This is a genomic window from Sphingobacterium alkalisoli, assembly GCF_005049105.1.
GTDB classification, from domain to species: domain Bacteria; phylum Bacteroidota; class Bacteroidia; order Sphingobacteriales; family Sphingobacteriaceae; genus Sphingobacterium; species Sphingobacterium alkalisoli.
Window position 1 is genome coordinate 42,689 of the sequence record NZ_SUKA01000001.1, and the last position, 17,605, is coordinate 60,293.

The 17,605-nt window shown below is 40.4% G+C and carries 13 protein-coding genes and 1 pseudogene; 8 read left to right on the top strand and 6 right to left on the bottom strand.

The features are described 5' to 3' along the window. Nucleotides 1–561 precede the first annotated feature (561 nt). Complete coding sequence (locus FAZ19_RS00195) at nucleotides 562–1,845, top strand: TolC family protein (RefSeq protein ID WP_169305522.1); 1,284 nt, start codon at nucleotides 562–564, stop codon at nucleotides 1,843–1,845. 3 nt (nucleotides 1,846–1,848) lie between these two features. On the opposite strand, the gene FAZ19_RS24420 is transcribed toward FAZ19_RS00195, so the two are convergent. Then, nucleotides 1,849–2,220 carry an ATP-binding protein gene (locus FAZ19_RS24420; RefSeq protein WP_373287720.1) on the bottom strand — a complete coding sequence of 124 codons (372 nt, stop codon included), beginning with the start codon at nucleotides 2,218–2,220 and terminating at the stop codon, nucleotides 1,849–1,851. Nucleotides 2,221–2,247: 27 nt separating this feature from the next. Beyond that, nucleotides 2,248–3,462 carry an ATP-binding protein gene (locus FAZ19_RS00200; protein WP_136818589.1) on the bottom strand — a complete coding sequence of 405 codons (1,215 nt, stop codon included), beginning with the start codon at nucleotides 3,460–3,462 and terminating at the stop codon, nucleotides 2,248–2,250. Nucleotides 3,463–3,809: 347 nt separating this feature from the next. Here FAZ19_RS00200 and FAZ19_RS00205 point away from each other — a divergent pair, with 347 nt between their 5' ends. Beyond that, nucleotides 3,810–4,595, top strand: a complete 786-nt coding sequence (locus FAZ19_RS00205; protein WP_169305523.1) for a WG repeat-containing protein — start codon at nucleotides 3,810–3,812, stop codon at nucleotides 4,593–4,595. A 238-nt stretch (nucleotides 4,596–4,833) separates the two neighbouring features. Here the strand turns inward: FAZ19_RS00205 and FAZ19_RS00210 are convergent, their stop codons facing one another. Beyond that, complete coding sequence (locus FAZ19_RS00210; RefSeq protein ID WP_136818591.1) at nucleotides 4,834–7,119, bottom strand: hypothetical protein; 2,286 nt, start codon at nucleotides 7,117–7,119, stop codon at nucleotides 4,834–4,836. Nucleotides 7,120–7,735: 616 nt separating this feature from the next. Between FAZ19_RS00210 and FAZ19_RS00215 the strand changes: the two genes are divergently transcribed. The 3 genes and pseudogenes from FAZ19_RS00215 to FAZ19_RS24425 form a co-directional block, all read left to right on the top strand. Further along, nucleotides 7,736–9,934 (top strand): S41 family peptidase, encoded by a 2,199-nt coding sequence (locus FAZ19_RS00215; RefSeq protein WP_136818592.1) that lies wholly within the window; start codon nucleotides 7,736–7,738, stop codon nucleotides 9,932–9,934. Nucleotides 9,935–10,186: 252 nt separating this feature from the next. Next, nucleotides 10,187–12,571, top strand: a complete 2,385-nt coding sequence (locus FAZ19_RS00220; protein WP_136818593.1) for a glycoside hydrolase family 95 protein — start codon at nucleotides 10,187–10,189, stop codon at nucleotides 12,569–12,571. A 35-nt stretch (nucleotides 12,572–12,606) separates the two neighbouring features. Then, nucleotides 12,607–12,723 (top strand): annotated as a pseudogene (locus FAZ19_RS24425) (glucuronyl hydrolase); the annotation flags it as partial. A gap of 14 nt (nucleotides 12,724–12,737) precedes the next feature. Here the strand turns inward: FAZ19_RS24425 and FAZ19_RS00230 are convergent. The 3 genes from FAZ19_RS00230 to FAZ19_RS00240 are packed head-to-tail and all read right to left on the bottom strand — an operon-like array spanning nucleotide 12,738 to nucleotide 14,595. Beyond that, nucleotides 12,738–13,106, bottom strand: a complete 369-nt coding sequence (locus FAZ19_RS00230) for a nuclear transport factor 2 family protein (RefSeq protein WP_169305524.1) — start codon at nucleotides 13,104–13,106, stop codon at nucleotides 12,738–12,740. A gap of 16 nt (nucleotides 13,107–13,122) precedes the next feature. Further along, nucleotides 13,123–13,713 (bottom strand): FMN-dependent NADH-azoreductase, encoded by a 591-nt coding sequence (locus tag FAZ19_RS00235; protein ID WP_136818595.1) that lies wholly within the window; start codon nucleotides 13,711–13,713, stop codon nucleotides 13,123–13,125. Between the two features lie 48 nt (nucleotides 13,714–13,761). Then, the gene (locus FAZ19_RS00240) at nucleotides 13,762–14,595 is read right to left on the bottom strand and encodes a sigma-70 family RNA polymerase sigma factor (RefSeq protein WP_136818596.1); all 834 of its coding nucleotides are present in this window, start codon (nucleotides 14,593–14,595) and stop codon (nucleotides 13,762–13,764) included. A gap of 203 nt (nucleotides 14,596–14,798) precedes the next feature. Between FAZ19_RS00240 and FAZ19_RS00245 the strand changes: the two genes are divergently transcribed. The 3 genes from FAZ19_RS00245 (at nucleotide 14,799) to FAZ19_RS00255 (ending at nucleotide 17,605) form a co-directional block, all read left to right on the top strand. Then, nucleotides 14,799–16,187, top strand: coding sequence for an arylsulfatase (locus FAZ19_RS00245; protein WP_136818597.1), 1,389 nt, complete (start codon nucleotides 14,799–14,801; stop codon nucleotides 16,185–16,187). Between the two features lie 355 nt (nucleotides 16,188–16,542). Then, entirely contained in the window at nucleotides 16,543–17,133 is a 591-nt protein-coding gene (locus FAZ19_RS00250; RefSeq protein ID WP_136818598.1) for a TetR/AcrR family transcriptional regulator, read from the top strand. A gap of 97 nt (nucleotides 17,134–17,230) precedes the next feature. Beyond that, nucleotides 17,231–17,605: a BlaI/MecI/CopY family transcriptional regulator gene (locus FAZ19_RS00255; protein ID WP_136818599.1), complete on the top strand. Its 375-nt coding sequence runs from the start codon at nucleotides 17,231–17,233 to the stop codon at nucleotides 17,603–17,605.

Genomic DNA, 17,605 nt, shown 5'->3' on the forward strand with positions numbered 1-17,605 from the left:
ATAATGAATTGTATGTTCTCAATCGATTCAACAAATTGTCAAAAAATTTAAGAATTACAAATATATTATTGCGACGGAGCATCAAATATCGGAAGGGAATGCGACGGAAGTTGTGCCCAACTTGGACAAAAATACGGATGCAAATATTCGATTATATCAAGGATCGGGAGTATATCTTGAAAAGGAACCGTTTAACTGTGAGATTATATCTTTAATGTATGCTATGCCCGAGAAGATTTGGTTCGGAAACGCGTCGATAAATACTTTTTTAATCAAAGGCGGTGTCTAGCAGATTAATATCTATGGTACATCGAACGTGTGCTACGACGGAATTCAAATTAAATCACCTTTTTTGCCTATATGATTCACAGATCTTCTCCAGTCGTAACATAACAAGCAACTAAAAAGAACTTTACACCCTTTATTTAGAACCATTTTGAGTCTAATAAAGATTGATTCCAGTTCTTTGTACGCCATGAAAATTAGCTAGAGAAATCTTCAAAAGATAATAGAATGTTCATAAAACACAGGATCATATTATATCCAATAACTGTAATTGTAATGTTATCTTTTTCGAAAATATGCTATTCACAGCTACCAACTTTTGACTTAGATCAGGCCTACATCATCCTCGACCAACAGAATATAGATATCAAACAAGCGCGGATCCAGTTGCTGCTTTCACAACAGGATCGTATCGATGCAAAAAACAGCCTTTTGCCAACGCTATCGCTCGGTGCGGGCCATAACTACAACCTTGGATTGGCTTTCGACCAGATAGCGGGTCAGCTCGTTACCGGCAACAGATGGTCTAACAACGCAAATGCCAGCGTTAGAATGAACGCAACGCTATTTCAGGGTTTCACAAGATCTAACCAGATTAAAAATGCATTGCTTGACATAGAAAGTAGCGAACTGGAGATTAGCCGGTTAACGAAATCACTACGGTTAGAGCTACTGTCACTTTACTTTGATGCCATTGTTAACCAAGCGCTACATCGCTCCAGTCTCGAACAGCTCAATTATTCCAGAGCGCAGCTCGATCAGCAGCAAATACAGTTTGATATGGGCACCAAAACATTGGTAGATGTATCGCTGGCGGAAAGCCAGGTCGCTACGGATGAATTGAATGTCTTGGTGAGCAGAAATACCTATGAAAGCAAAACGCTGGATATACAACGACTGCTAGACCTGCCTTACACCGACAGCCTCATATTAGCTACACCGCTATTTGAGCTGATGCCCGCGGAGTTAAGCCGGAGCCTCGCGGTTACCAATGAGCCTACTATCCAGCAAGCACAGGTACGGATCAAACAGGCGGAGCTGGGGTTGAAGACTGCTAAGAACGGCTATTACCCATCCTTAAGTTTTTCAAGTGGATATGGCACAAACTATTCTTCGGAACGAAATGACTATTTAACGGGTCAATTCATGCCCTTTTGGAATCAGGTAGATCAAAATAAGTCGCTATATCTGGGTCTGTCGCTGAGCATGCCTATATTCGATGGATTCAAGACAAAAAGCAATATCAATAGAGCGAAGCTTACACTTGATTTACAAAAAAACGAATTGGATAAAACGCTAAAAGATCAAGAAAAGATCTTGCTGATGGCTCGACAGGAGTACAACAGATCGCACAAGGAATACCAGGTTGTACAGACACAGAGCCTCAGCCTTAAAAAGAGCTTCGAGGCCATGAAGGAACGCTACGAAATAGGCATGGCTTCATCCATGGATTATTCAAAAGCCTTGTTGGATTACAATATTTCGGAGTTTAACCTCATCCGCGCGAAATACAACGTATTATACAATCAGGAGATTTTGAAAGTATTGACAGATTACTAGCTGCTACTTAATGACCCAGTACCCCCCGGTCTTTGGCGCTCCACGGAACTCTATTTTATCGTCAGACCGTAAAGACTTTATCCATCTTTCGATGGTTTTGACTGATATACCTAGCTCTTTTGAATAGAATGGTGCTCTTTTCCCCGGTGCAGATTTTATGATAGATAGCAACAGATTTACTCCCTCATTTACTCCCTCGCCTATGGCATTATCCTGCAGTTCAGCCGAAAAAACCACTACCCGAAAGCCATGCTGGAAATTCTCAAATATCGGCGGTACTAAGCCATAAGCTGCAAAACCATCCCTTATCCTTCTAATTCCAGAGCCATACTTCTCGATAAAATGTGCCTCTTTAAGCGCCTCGACAAAAAGCAGATCACGGTATTAACAGGAATGAGACGCTTAGAAACTTTCTTTTAATAAAAAATCTGTTATGTAAAGGTGCTGGACACCATCTATAGCACCTTTCCAGAATTCGTCCATCGTGACAACGTATTTGGGATACTGATCCTCGATTGCTAAAAGGTTTCCAAACTCCCTTTCTATTGTTTGTTCGTTTTCTAGTTTGTAGGCTACCTGAATATATAATTTATTGCCTTGCTTTTCGCCAACAAAGTCAATTTCGGTATTTTCCAGTTTTCCCACATATACCTTATACCCTCGTCTTTTCAATTCTAGAAAAACTATATTCTCTAAAATTCCACCTATCATCCGATCGCGGTTGCCCATAGTCGCATAAATAATGGAAACATCGCTGACATAAAACTTTTCCTGCGTTTTAAGGATTTCTTTCCCTTTGATATCATAACGTGGTACACGGTAAAGAATAAACGCCCCCTCCAAAGCATGCAAATAATTGTAGACCGTATTGATGTCTATCTTACGTTGTTGGCTTTTGAAGTAGTCAGCCAAATTTTTCCCAGAAAACGTATTTCCAATATTGTCAAAGGCGTACTTTATCACGCGCTCTAACAGTTCTACATCCCGTATTTTGTATCGCTGGACCGTATCCCTCAGAATGACCGATGAATAAATATCATACACAACCTTATAAGCTGATTCCTCGGTATAATCTGCCGTATGTATGACCGGAAACCCTCCTTTGCGCAGGTACTGCAAAAACAGGTTTCCAGCATTCTGCTCATCCGAAAAATAACTCTTCCTAAAATCCAAAAACTCCACATAGGACAAAGTATAAACAGGGATTTCGATGTATCTGCCAGCTAAATAAGTAGCTAACTCCGAGGACAACAAATGGGAATTGGATCCTGTAAGATAAATATCAACGTCAAAATCAACCAGAAAGGAGTTCACGGCTTTTTCCCAATCTTCGACCTCCTGTATTTCATCCAAAAGCAGATAGTGTTTGCCAGAGCCCTCTTTATGCTCATTTATAAATTGATATAAAGCTGGGGCGTTTAATATGTCGGCATATATGAAACTTTCAAAATTTATGGATATGATCTGTTTTTCGTTGATACCTCTTGTCAATAACTCTTCCTTCACCAGACGCAATACAGTTGACTTTCCGGAACGTCTGATACCAGTAAGTATCTTTATCTGCGGTTTATCGATAAAACTTTTGACCTGATCTATATACGCTGTTCTTAAAATCATCTTTATGGTTATAACCACAAAGATATGTTTTTTACACATGTAATTATGGTTATAACCATAAAAAGTTTTGACATAAAAAATATTTACATAGTAATATTCTAATGCAGTATTATAAGTTTTTGGCGCGGTAAAAGTTCATTTTCAAGCACCCGATTCAGAGGTTAAACGATCTTTATTAATTATTTTTCTTATCTTGATATCTGATAATCAATAAAAAACAAGTGGAGCTTGCTATTGAACAGGAGACATTGAAAAACTATTTCCCGATGGCGGAACAGTTGGTATCGTGTACTTTTATTCTTCTATCGAACCTCATGGTGATCTTTATATGTACAAAATCAGTTACGATGAAAGTATTACTTAAAATTGTTGGCTTATTTCTGTGGCTTCCATTTGCAAGCTGTACACAAACTAAAAGACAGTACGGCCCTGACGAATATCTGTACATGGTACGGACCGAATCTGATAAGTACGGATACAAAGATAAGGATGGAAATATGGTAATTCCTTTTGGCAAATATTATATGTGCTTCACCGACACGATCAAGACCATTGGATTTGTTGCCATTCCAAAGCAAGGGTTTTGGGCGATCAACAAGAATGATGAAAAGCTTTTTAGAGTCCTTCCATTTGACAATGGACCAGATTATGTAGAGAACGGTCTGTTTCGGACCTTCGGTGAAGACGATATGATCGGTTTCGCGAATATGGATGGTGAGGTGGTTATACCTCCTCAGTATTCATATGTTAATCCATTCTTTGACAGTATAACTAATTTTTGTAACGGGTGTAAGACGTGGCGTGAGAATAAATCTAATAATGAAAATAGTCGCGATAAACTAATGCATGCATTAAAGAAATTTGGAGATACAGTCCTTTTAAACCGTAATGCTAAATATGGTGCAATTGGTCTTAGAGGCGACACAATATTGCAGCCTGTATATGATCGGATTGGCCGGTTCAAGGATGATATTGCACTGGCCTATAAGGACGGTAGAGCCTTTTACATTGATCGATCCGGCAAAGAAGTAGTTTATGACCCGAAAAAACATCCCAATCAAAAGCCTCTGGACGACAATATAAATAATCGGATAAAGTACATTGATGGATGGGAAAGCTTGCTAGAACATTAGGAAAGTCGTTGGTTTGAAAAACATTGACGAAATAGAACTAATGACTATTTAACAGGGCAATTCATGCCTTTCTGGAATCAGGTAGACCAAAAAAAGTCGCTACAATGTATTGTACAATCAGGGGATTGTGCCATACATGTATATTTTTATTATGCATAAAAGACACAAACTTTGGAATATCTGATAATCTATTTTGTATTTTCAGAAATAGTCATCTACTAAAACTACAAATACGCTATTATTTTTTTCTTTCTAATAAGGAAGTATCTAAATCTGCTTTTGTAACTCGTTTACTGAATCGAATGGTTCTTCCCGTTCGTGATACACCCTGAACCGTAATAATATACGAATCCGACAGGGTGTTGTTGTGGAACCTAACGGGAAACTTCACGTTGCCCTTGATCTGTACATCAGGATTCCAGTATAGGGTCTGCCGATCGTCATAAGCCGGCAAGCTGTCTCTGTTGTACTTTTTGTGGTGGAAATCATGAAAACCACTATAGCCAGCCACGTTGGAAAGTGATATTTTCGCCACACCAATATCCTTGTTCCTTGCATTGACGCCCGAGGTGTAGTACATAATGGCTCCTCCTCCTGAAGGATGTTGGATATACTTTTCGTACACCCTTGCAAAGACAATCTCCGTAACATCCAACGGCATATCTCCACCTGTCCATGTCTTATCCCTATCATGTATATTGTTCGCCAATATCAAAGGCCCTAGACCTCGTATTATCGGATATTTGTTTTTTAGGTATTCAGTCAGTTCCTCTAAAGTAAACACATAACCAGGTATACCTTCGTGGAGAAGATCAATATCCATCACCGATTCGCGGTCGAACCAGCCCCGGGAGAATTGTGCCTGCATCTTCTGGATCCGGGCGTCGACCTTCTTTCGGGGAATACCAACTTCTTTGATGGCACGTTCCCCCGAGGGAAGTATGTAGTAATGGGGATCAAATTTTCCGATGTAGACGTGTGACAGATCCGTTCCCGCTTCAAAATCCGGGACAACCATTCGGTCGACTGGCTCAAAGTTGGAAAAGCTCCATTCGATCTCATGCGCAATGGTTTTGAGGCGTTCGTCGATCTGTACCACCCGGGTCTGCAGCATGTCATAGAAAACGATGTCACGCAGGAGCAGGTTGCCCAGAGTATCGTACTGCACCTCCTCATAGCGGAAATCCGCTTCGGTCAATAGCCGGTAACCAAATGAAGCCCCTTTCACGGTCTTATCTTCTCTTTCAAGGCCCTGCTGCCTTTTGTGGCGCAGACCCCAAAACTTCTCCCATTCTTTGGGCGGCATCTTTATCCGGCCTTTCAGCGAGAGAAAGGCATCATTAATGGAATCAGCGGGGCCAGGCTTGGGGTAGGAATAGCGGTATCGGCCGCAAGTGGCAAATTTATGGCGTGCCGGATCATTCGAACCGCTTGGCAACAGGCCGTCGTGCACAGAAACAGACAGATTCCATTCATTATAGTCCGGGATCAGGATATCGAAGCTGTTCTCGCCAAATCGGTCAAAGGAAACCTGTTCGAAGGACAACTGTGGCTGAATGGGATTAAAGCGGTCAAGCCGCATCGTGGCAAGCACAGAGTCTTGTTCTTGCAGCACGAAGTCTCCGGAATAGCTACCCCCTAGCAGTTCTTCAAGGGAGAAGCTGATCACATTATTTAGTCCAAAAGGCAGGTTTTTATGCCATGTGGTACCCGGTTCCGGACTGAATAGCAAGGTCGCATTTCTGAATCTAGACGGGTTTTCGATAATGATCAGGGTAGTGTCATCAGCTTGTTCAAGCCACATACGTGCGCCATAAGGACTATCCGAGAGAGCTTGCTCATAATTCGTGCCCTGATGGGACCAACGTAGGAACAAAGGAGACTTTTCTGCCCTGAACTCCACGGATGCCCTGCCCAGGGTATCGGTTGTAAAAGCGGCTACTTCTGTTCCCGTCTCGTCTGCTAGTACAGCATTGATCTCGGTACGCACATTCCACCGAAAAGTCGCGCTGTTAGAAAGTCCGCTAAAGATTCCCCCTCCTTCTATAAATACCGCAACAGCAGGTTTACTGTCTGATACGACTTCCTTCTTCTGAAAGACGCCTATCTTGGATACGAATAGTTCGTGCTCTTTTCGTTTAGTGTACAGGTTGAAATAGAGCTCATGGTCTTTATAATCATCCGGTATAATATATTGCCCAAAGGTCGAACCTCCTACAACAGGCCTTAGCTGTTGCTCAAGGATATCTTTGTCCGGCCGGCCGATGACCATGGCGAGATTTCGTATGGTGGTGTCGGGGCTGCCTTTATAAATGAGGTTAGCTTTATACCACACCGTGTCACCTGGAAAATAATATGTCCTATCTGTATGCAGTTGCACATCGTGCTGGGCATAAAGTTTATGGGCAAATATAAAATACAGCAGCACCATCAATTGTCGTTTGCTAACAGCACGAACAACGCTATTGCAAGTATTAATTTGTAATATGGTCAACTTCTTAATATTTGAAAAGTGTACGGTCATGCTAAGTATTAATCGTCCTTCTCTTTTTTAACGAATACTAAAAACTTCAATGGACGGAATCAAGATGAACAAATATAAAAAATCAAATCATCTATCTTGGCTGGGGCTAGCTGAATCATAATTGAATATAACTGTCTGAAATAAAGATACTAAAACGTTTTTACATATAAAAAAAGAATAAGCAGCTCGGTATCGAACAAAGAATAACCGTTTTCAGTTAATAATGATAAGATGGCATCTATTTGCTGTTTTGCATCATGGATTTAGCGGTTATTAGTTACGACAATATTAACAATTTTATGTCGCGGTTTAGAGTTATAGTTTACGCCCACGATGCTGAACCTATCGAAGAAACTGTGGGAGAAACTTCTACTTTAGTACTCTAATATAGAGGACAATCCCCACATCACAAGAGAAGAACCCGTTAAAAAAATCCAGCGTTCAGTTAAAGGGATAGAATACCAACTGCTTTTCAATCCGTTTTTATGGATAAAATACGGATAAGATACAGACTCCCGATATTCTGTTGAAACGTTAAAAAATGATAAATAACGAAGGAGCTTATGAGGTGTATAAATATTTCGATATAGATTAGTTCCAACATAAAGATTATATCATGAAGGTAGTATTACAACTTCTATTATTTGTCGTGTTTTTTAACACAGCTGCTTTAGCTCAAGTTTCCCAAAGAGACTACAATCTGGATTTTAAACAAACTAAAAATAATCTCCCAATTGGCTGGCATATCGTTAATAGCGAGGGTTACGATATCGGGATGGACACCAGTCAATTAGCGTCGGGTACCCCCCCTTTGAAAATAAAGTCCGTAGCTGAGGTGAATTCAGGAGCAGGTGTATTAGTTTTCGATATTCCCGATAATTTAGCAGGGAAATCCCTCACTTTCGTTGCTAAAATAAGAACTGAAAATGTTTCGGAAGAAGGGCAGGTCGGGATCTATGGCCATGTCCATCATAAGGTTGATTTTAAAAATTTGGAAGACCTAAAAATTAATGGCACCCGTGACTGGAAAGATTACAGCATCACATTGGAGCTCGCTCCTGAAGAGACCGATAAGATAAGTATAGGATTATATTTGATCGGAAGTGGCACAGCATGGTTCAACGAATTGCGCTTGTTTGTTGATTACAAAAACTATAAGCAAGCTCCGGTCTTTGAATCCACTGCGGATTCTATTTACAGGTCAAGTTCCCGTTTATCCCCTTTCGAACTAAACGACCAGAATCAAAAACTTTTAAAAGATGTTGCGCTGGTCTGGGGAACAATCAAATATTTCCATCCTTCCGTAGCTGAGGGAAAATGGAACATGGATGCCGAATTGTTTAAATTTCTTCCTAAGATTTTATCCCTTCAATCAGAAGAACAACAGGAAATTGAATTCATTAACTGGATCCACAAATTTGGCGAAATACCATCTAGATTAAACAATAAACAAGATCACAATGAAAAAAACGAACTGAAACTGAGAACAGATTTGACCTGGATCGCGCAATTAGATTATTCCGATAAACTGAAAAAGATACTTTTACAATTGTCGGAAGTTGAACCTCCTGATCAACATAGATATATAGCGTATTTTGCAGGCCCAGATCACCCGGACATCAAAGAGTTTTCATACACAAAGGCAAGTGTGGATGATATTGGTATTAGACTGCTGGGATTATTTCGTTACTGGAATATCATTCAGTATTTCTTTCCTTACCGCTATTTGACAGAACAGCCCTGGGACGGGGTCTTGGAAGAATTCATACCGGTTTTCCATCGTGCCAATACCTTCTCGGCTATAGATAGTGCTTATCTAAAATTGTTTTCTAAAATAAACGATGGTCATGCTTTTGCTACTCTTTCGACTTATTATAATACAACTGTATTCGGGAATAACGGTGTCGGGTTTAAGATTAAGATTATTAATGACAAGGCAGTTGTTGCGGCGTTGGGAGTCGATAGCCTGGACCGTGAAAAAGGTCTGTTAGTTGGAGATGTTATATATGAAGTTAATGACATCCCCATCGTTGAATATATTCGATCCAGACGCCCTTATATAGCCGCTTCGAATGAAAAAACAGCTTTAAAATATATGGAGCCGATTCTTTTCCAAACGAATGAAGATCAACTGAAAATCAAATTTTCAAGAAATGACATTGAAAGTTTCATTAGCATCCATACATTAAATCTAGATTCTATCCGATCAGTCCCAGAAAAAAGCTCGCCACCTTTTCAGATTATAAATAACCGTATAGGGTATGTCCAGCCTGGAAAATTCAAAGAAAAAGATCTCGAGCCGTTCCTTAATTTGATGGAAGGTAAAGAAGGCCTAATATTAGATTATAGGCAGTATCCAGCGGAAGAGATGCACCAGTTATTTTCAGATTATCTATTTCCGGAAAAAAAAACCTTTGTTAGGATTTCAAATAACAAAGGTCTTTCCCCGGGCGAATTTGCTATAAAGCGTTCAAGCGCCATTGGTAATTACAACCCTAATCATTTTAAAGGCAAGGTGGTCATATTAATAGACGAGGGCTCACAGAGTGCTGCTGAGTTCCAGACGATGGCCTTCCAGACCATCCCAGGCACAGTGGTAATTGGGAGAAACAGCGCAGGAGCAGATGGAAATTTCTCTTCGATCCCGCTACCATTTGGTTTTAAAACTGCATTTTCTGGAACGGGTATCTATTATCCCGATTTCGGAGAAACCCAAGGAATAGGAATTGTTCCCGACATTTATGTAGAACAGACCATCGAAGATGTTAAAAGCAAGAAAGACAGGATATTACAAACCGCAATAGATCTATTTTAATAAAAACAGTTATGGTGTCATCCATGGATTATTCAAAATCGCTGCTGGATTATAGTATTTCCGAGTTTAAATTTATCAATGATAACTAGTTTAAAGATGAGTTCCAAAACTTATCCGACATCAACCGATTGCATCTTTTCTTGTGTATTTTTATCTTTTGGACATTACGCAAACGTTTGTTTGTAAAACAGTTAATGTAAGTTTTTATTTTGTTTTATATCTTTAGATATAAACACATAAGCTAGACCTAAGATGATCAATATTCGTTTTTTTTCTGTTAACCTCGTACATTTTCGCTGCCGTGCAATTGGACTTTATTCTTTCATTTCTATCGGGCTTTGTTTTATTCGATATTCCAATTGCAATGCCCAAGACAGTAGTCTAAAACTTTGGTACGACAAACCCGCCAGCATTTGGGAAGCCACTCTTCCATTGGGAAATGGGAAGATCGGTATGATGCCCGACGGAAAGGTAATAGACGAAACCATTGTACTGAATGAAATCAGTATGTGGTCGGGAAGTCCGGAGGATCCGAATGACCCAGAAGCTTATCGCAAAGTGGAACGTATTCAAGCCCTTCTCCTTGCAGATAAAAATGATGAAGCAGAAAAATTAGTCAACCAAACATTTGTGACAAATGGTAAGGGATCTGGTCATGGGAACGGGGCAAACGTACCCTATGGTTGTTATCAGTTGTTTGGCAACCTGCAGTTGAAGTTTGATTCTCTTGATCACATTTCAAACTATCGACGAAGCTTGGATTTGGAGACTGCTACCGCCGTAACGGAGTTTACAGCGAAGGGCGTCGAATATAAACGTAGATATTATACGGCATTTGGTCCTAATGTGGGGGTAATTGCCTTGCATGCCAACAAAAAAAACACGTTGCGTTTTTCCTTGAGGCTGGATAGACCAGAAAATGTTGATGACTATCGCATCACTTCGGATGGCCTGCTAATCAACGGATCACTGCCGGACGGAAAGGGAGGAAAAAATTTACGCTTCGCGGGAATAGTAAAGGTGAAAGGAAAAGACCTGCGCATTGAAAAGAAAGGAAAGGAGTTGACGGTTCAAGCCAGGGGTGATGTAGTCATATATATTGCGGCAAGCACGAGCTACTATGGTATTGACCCCGAAAAACAAGCTCAGGACGAGATAAGCAAAGTTGCCACGATCTCCGAAAAAAGACTTTACGCCGAACATGTGAAAAATTATCGTGCAAAATTTGACCGCGTTCATCTGCAACTTGCTACTGGAAAAAACAGTGAATTACCTACGGATAAACGTATCACGAATTTTTTCACGGATCCACATCAAGATCCGGCTATGGCTGCCTTGTATTTTCAATTCGGGCGCTATTTAACATTGTCCAGTACGGCTCCTGACGGTGAACGAGCATTGCCGCCCAATTTGCAGGGGCTATGGGCACATCAAATTCAGACTCCCTGGAATGGTGATTATCATTTAAATATTAATGCGCAGATGAACCACTGGGGTGTCGAGGTGGGAAATTTAAGCGAATACCATATGCCATTTATTCGACTGATCAAAGCATTGGCGCGACAAGGTAAACAAACGGCACAGGCATATTACAATGCGCCGGGCTGGGTGGTTTACATGATGACTAATGTATGGGGCTATACGGCTCCCGGCGAACACGCTTCATGGGGGGCGAGCACAGCTTCAGGTTGGCTGTGCAATCATCTATGGGAACATTACCAATTTACACAAGATACCAGCTATTTGAACGATATTTACCCGATTTTAAAAGATGCAGCGGTATTCTATGATGCAACGCTGATTAGAGATCCCGCTACAGGATGGCTCGTAACCGCACCATCTGTTTCTCCAGAAAACGCTTTTCGCCTACCTAATGGAAAGGTGGCTTCTGTAGTAATGGGTCCAACGATCGACAACCAGATTGTACGTGAACTGTATCTTTCTTTAATTCAAGCAGATTCCATCTTACAAAAAGAAGATCGTTTTGTAGCAGCGTTAAAATCTAAGCTGACCCAGATACCTCCGCCTGTTGTGATCAGCTCAAATGGTCGTGTCATGGAGTGGCTGAAGGATTATGAAGAAATAGAACCGCAACATCGGCATGTTTCCCATTTATACGGTTTATATCCGGCTCCGTTTATTTCTCCGCAAACCACACCAATATGGGCGGACGCGGCTCGCAAAACTCTTACCATACGGGGGGATCAAGGTACGGGATGGTCGCGCGCATGGAAGATTCTATTTTGGGCTCGTTTGCAGGATGGAGATCATGCGTTGGAAATATTACGCCAGCTTTTAAAGCCTGCTCATACAGATCAAGTTGCCTATAAAGGTGTTGGAGCAGGAACCTATCCTAACCTTTTCTGTGCCCATCCACCTTTTCAGATAGACGGCAACTTCGGCGGAAGTGCAGGTATTGCTGAAATGCTCTTGCAGAGCCATAATGGTTATATTCACCTTCTGCCTGCGTTGCCAAAACAATGGCACGACGGCGAGGTACGAGGATTGAAAGCCCGCGGAAATTTTGAAATCGATATCCGGTGGAAAGCAGGGAAGGTGTTGGATTACAAGATTCGGGGACCGAAGGGCAATATAAAGGTGCTGATAAATGGTCAATATAAAATAGTGGGTACATAGCTGCTAAAGGGCCGACTAGCCCTGTAGCAGTTATTATTCCTCTTAATTCGGAGGTAGACGTTCCGCTAACATATGCTGATTACTATTATGTAGAAGCATTGATTCGTTATAAAAGATTGTTGAATGGTGAATCCCTGATTAAAACCTTATAGGGACAAGGTTATCACTACGACTTTTTCCGAATGTTGGGTACATTATACAGAACCTTCCATTCGGAATTTTCGTTTACCAACGTGATATTAGATGAAAAGCACAGCAATTCGCTCTCCAGTATAACCTTGGCGATGGCGATGTTGCCCCTTTCGTCTATAGACTCGATCTTAATCGTACGTGGTGAACCCCCGAATCGTTTTGTCTCAATCAGTTCGATGTAACGTGTCTTGGAAAAGATAAATATTCCCTTCTGTTCAAAAAATCCATCTTGTATATTTTGGTATGCATCGTGCATTACGGCGGCTAATACGGAGGTATTACGTGTATCGGCGGCATTTACGAAGGTATGTATAGCCTGTATAATCGCTATGCTACAGTTCATTGTCGTCATTATAATTTTAGATGAGTGCTGTTTTGATTTCCTGATAAATAGAGGCTAGATTGGTTGGCGTCGTTAATGGGTTGGCCGTGCCTTCTATTTCAAATAAATAGCTGTGGCTAATGCCCATAAACGCCAAAATATCCGTTAAGTATCTTCCAAATATATCGATGTGCTCGGTAGGGTCTTTTTGGCCTCCCCTAGCCGTAATTACAAATGCCTTCTTGTTAACAAGTAATCCTTGATGCGTGCCTTCTTCTGTATATCTAAATGTTTCATTGACCCGTACAATATGATCAATATATGCTTTTAGACGGGAAGGGATCATGAGGTTATACATCGGGCAGGTGATGAGTAGATAATCACTTGCTTTAATTTCATCAACGAGAGCATTGGATAGGTCTAGAATGGCCACCTCTCTATCCTTGGCAAAAAATGCTGTAGTTAATTCCTGATGAAGATCGGGTATATCCAGAATTCGTAGATCACGGTAGATTACGTTTCCATGAGTATATTTTTTCTTCCATCGTTGTTCTAAAAAATCACCCATTGATCTACTATAAGAGCCGTCTGTGCGTATACTTGCATCGATTCGTAGTAATGTTTTCATAAATACGTTTTTTGTTTACAAGACAACAAGTACTATCTGAATGTGACACTATTCTAAATTATTTTGGAAATGTGATAATTTGTCCGGATCTACGATGGAATATATATTTTCTATATGACCAGATGGACTGACAGAAAATATCTGACAGTTATAGAGTTTATTATTTTTATAAAAGCATACGGCCGGCTGATGGTTGACTATGGCAAATGAATAATCCTTTGCTTCGAGAAACATCCCGTACACATATTGAAGAAGTTTTGCTGTTGCTTCACGACCTACCTCAATATCCTTTACCACATTGACTTTCTGTCCACCATCTGCCATTATTCTGATATCATCGACCAATAGTTCTTCTAAACTACGAATGTCGGCATGTACGATTGCGTTGATATAGCGGGCTAGCAGCTCGTCTGGTTGCTGTCTTATCTTGAACGGCGCCCGGCACATTGCTTTTTTGGCTCGAGTCAGTAGTTGCCTGGAATTCGCTATACTGATTTCAAGTAAATTGGAAATCTCCTCATGCGTGTAATCAAATCCTTCTTTGAGTATAAAAACTGCTCGTTCCCTTGCATTCAATTTTTCCATCAATACCAGCAACGTATAGTTCGCAGTATGTTCTTTGAGCAGTTTCGAAGCGGGGTTGTCCGTAGCAACAGGCTCGGGCAACCATACACCATATTTAGCGGTACGTTTATTTCTCTTCTTAAAGTTGATGGAAAGATTGATGACAGTACGGATGAGATAATTGCGCTCATTTTCTATCTTAGATTTATCAACAGCAATGTATTTTTCGAGGGTATCCTGTACCAGATCTTCTGCATCCTCATAAGATCCGACGATATTGTAAGCGTATGTAAGTAGTTTGCGGTATGTTTCGTCCATTATATTCTTTTTCTTACGGACAACTAAAGCCGATGAAACGTGACAACTTATATATTTTTTTGTTAATGGGTGAATTGAACTGTTATTTATTAAGAACAAATGTAAAATTCTTCTACTAAATTAAACAAACGTTTGTTTGCAAATCCACTAGTGAAGATTTTCTTTTGTTTTATATCTTTAGGTTCAAATATATTCGCTAAACTATGAGACTATCGCTATTGGCTTTATTCCTATTGACCCCTTTCCTTATTGCCATAGGACAGCAACAACGGCCAAACATTATCTTCATTCTGGCCGATGATCTCGGCTATGGAGATATTGGAGCCTATGGTCAAACAAACATTAAAACTCCTGTATTGGATAAGCTTGCTGCAGAAGGGAAATCTTACACACAGTTTTATGCTGGAAGCACTGTTTGCGCCCCGTCCAGAGCAAGCTTAATGACCGGAAGACATACCGGTCGCGGATATATCAGAGGCAACGGAGAGATCCCTTTGAGGAGAGAGGACACTATCCTGCCCGAGATGCTAAAACAATCAGGTTATACCACGGGTATGATGGGTAAATGGGGGTTGGGACTGGCAGGCACCGAAGGGGCTCCCGAGAAGAAGGGTTGGGACTTTTTCAGTGGTTTCCTGCACCATGTTGAAGGACATTTTCAGCGCAAAGATTCGGTGTGGACATACCAGAATGGAAATAGCACAAAAGTAGCCCTAGAAAAAGGAACCTACGTCAATGAGTGGTTTGCGCAACAGGCACTCAATTTTATAGATATCAACCAAAATACACCTTTTTTTCTATATGTTGCTTTTACACTACCGCATGCCGAGTTGGCGGTACAACACCGCTATTTAGATCAATACCTAGATGCGAAAGGAAATAGTATTTTCCCGTCGGAAAAAGCGCAACCAAGCGGTTTACATTATGGACCTCAATCTTTTCCTAAAGCAGCTTATGCGGCAATGGTCTCTAGTGTAGACGATTATACGGGTTGGATTTTGAACAAGTTAGATGAATTAGGCATCGCAGAGAATACGCTTGTGATCTTCACGAGTGATAACGGTACTCACCAAGAGGGTGGCCGGACATTAGCAGATGCAACAGATGTATTTCGAAGCAGTGGACCATTGCGGGGAATCAAACGCGATCTGTATGAAGGCGGAATAAGGATTCCGTTTATTGCCCGCTGGCCGAAGAAGATTAGTGCCGCAACAACGAGCAATCATATTGGTGCGTTCTGGGATATCTTACCCACATTTACGGAGCTCGCAGGGGGTAATGCTACTGCTAATATCGACGGAATATCGTTTGCTGCAGATTTGACTGGTGGAAAAAATCAAGCACAGCATGAAACACTTTACTGGGAATTCAATGAAGGTGGATTTAAACAAGCATTACGGATGGGTAATTGGAAAGCAATACGTTTTTACAAAGGTAAGGAACCTCAACGTACAGAACTTTACGATTTAAGTACCGATATTGGTGAAACAAAAGATCTTGCTAATGAGTTTCCGGATCAGGTCAAAAAAATGGAAGATATGATGGAAAAGCATCACACTTCCTCACAGCACCCTCTATTTAGGATTAAATAGGGGAAATGGCCTTGAACCTATCATTTAGCATGATAAAAACAAATCGTGTAAAAAAAATCTTTCAAATCGTTTAGAAAGCCAATAAAAATATCCTATTTTAGTCAAAACTAACAATACCTTGCATATGACCACTACATCTCAGAAAGCTCTCCTCCACCACATTAAAAAACATACAAGATCCACGTTTTTAGGAAAATCTCCGTTGTTTTAGTTGATGCGACCGCAGTCCAGTGATCAGGTACGAAAACTCACCATTTTGGTATCTATCGATTACTATAAGGAGATTACTCCTTAAACCACGCGAGCGTACAAATCATAAAACATTATACTGTTATTAGTAGGCCGAAAATAACACATGACTGAAAATAAAAAAACGAAAAAATCTTTAATCACTAAATCAAAACTATTAAATGCGGTAGAAACAGTGCTTATCGATAAAGGATTTACAGAATTAAAGGTAAATACAATTTGCGAGGCTTCGAAGGTAGATAAAAAACTGGTTTATTTCCATTTTGGAGACTTGAAGGGGTTACAAAACGAATACCTTCGAAAATATGACTTTTGGGAATCAAAAAGGGAAATCCCTGAAGAGGTCAACAAAGAAAAGGTCAAAGAGATACTTACGGATCAGCTGGCCTCTATTCATGAAAAGGATATACTGAAACGGCTATTAGTATGGGAGCTAAGCGAGGGCGACGAAGCGCTCAAAAAGGTTGCGTACGATAGGCAGAAAAATATGTGCAAGATGATCGATAAATTTGTTAATCAGCACAACTTCAAAATGGATGTACCTCCGCTTTTGGCTTTAATGATAGGTGGTTTACATTATCTCTCCATCTATCCTACTGAAAAGGAAAACAAATTCTACGGCATCGATATGAATAGGAAAACCGATAGAAAGAGAATGGTCAGTACGATCAAAAGACTAATCAAACAGATAGAATAAAAGGGTATTATAGGGCTAAAATTTAAAATATTTTAAATTTTATTTTGATTCTACGAATTACTTCGTACATTTGATTACGAAACAATTCGTAGAAGATATGAACGAACAATTAATGAAGCCTACCGAAGGCGAAATGGAAATTTTGCAAGTTCTTTGGAAAAGAGGGGAATGTACCGTGCGTGAAGTATTCGAAGAACTAAACAAAAAAGACATCGGATATACCACCATCCTGAAAATCATGCAGATCATGCTCGAGAAAGGAATGGTTGACAGAAACACCTCCTCAAAAACGCACATCTATAAAGCGTTGCTTAATAAAGAGAATACACAACAGCACTTTCTGAACAAGATGATAGATACCGTTTACAACGGATCTACAGCACGATTAGTGATGCAGGCTTTGGGTAATAAAAGTGCGAGTAGGGAAGAAATCGATTTAATAAAAGAATACCTGGAAAAACTTGAAAAATAA

Bases quoted from the DNA above. Each gene is read 5' to 3' on its own strand.
- FAZ19_RS00220 (WP_136818593.1), top strand. From the start codon at position 10,187: ATGATCAATATTCGTTTTTTTTCTGTTAACCTCGTACATTTTCGCTGC.
- FAZ19_RS00240 (WP_136818596.1), bottom strand. From the start codon at position 14,595: ATGGACGAAACATACCGCAAACTACTTACATACGCTTACAATATCGTC.
- FAZ19_RS00235 (WP_136818595.1), bottom strand. From the start codon at position 13,713: ATGAAAACATTACTACGAATCGATGCAAGTATACGCACAGACGGCTCT.
- FAZ19_RS00255 (WP_136818599.1), top strand. From the start codon at position 17,231: ATGAACGAACAATTAATGAAGCCTACCGAAGGCGAAATGGAAATTTTG.
- FAZ19_RS00250 (WP_136818598.1), top strand. From the start codon at position 16,543: ATGACTGAAAATAAAAAAACGAAAAAATCTTTAATCACTAAATCAAAA.
- FAZ19_RS00215 (WP_136818592.1), top strand. From the start codon at position 7,736: ATGAAGGTAGTATTACAACTTCTATTATTTGTCGTGTTTTTTAACACA.
- FAZ19_RS00200 (WP_136818589.1), bottom strand. From the start codon at position 3,462: ATGATTTTAAGAACAGCGTATATAGATCAGGTCAAAAGTTTTATCGAT.
- FAZ19_RS00205 (WP_169305523.1), top strand. From the start codon at position 3,810: ATGAAAGTATTACTTAAAATTGTTGGCTTATTTCTGTGGCTTCCATTT.
- FAZ19_RS00245 (WP_136818597.1), top strand. From the start codon at position 14,799: ATGAGACTATCGCTATTGGCTTTATTCCTATTGACCCCTTTCCTTATT.
- FAZ19_RS00210 (WP_136818591.1), bottom strand. From the start codon at position 7,119: ATGACCGTACACTTTTCAAATATTAAGAAGTTGACCATATTACAAATT.
- FAZ19_RS00230 (WP_169305524.1), bottom strand. From the start codon at position 13,106: ATGAACTGTAGCATAGCGATTATACAGGCTATACATACCTTCGTAAAT.
- FAZ19_RS00195 (WP_169305522.1), top strand. From the start codon at position 562: ATGTTATCTTTTTCGAAAATATGCTATTCACAGCTACCAACTTTTGAC.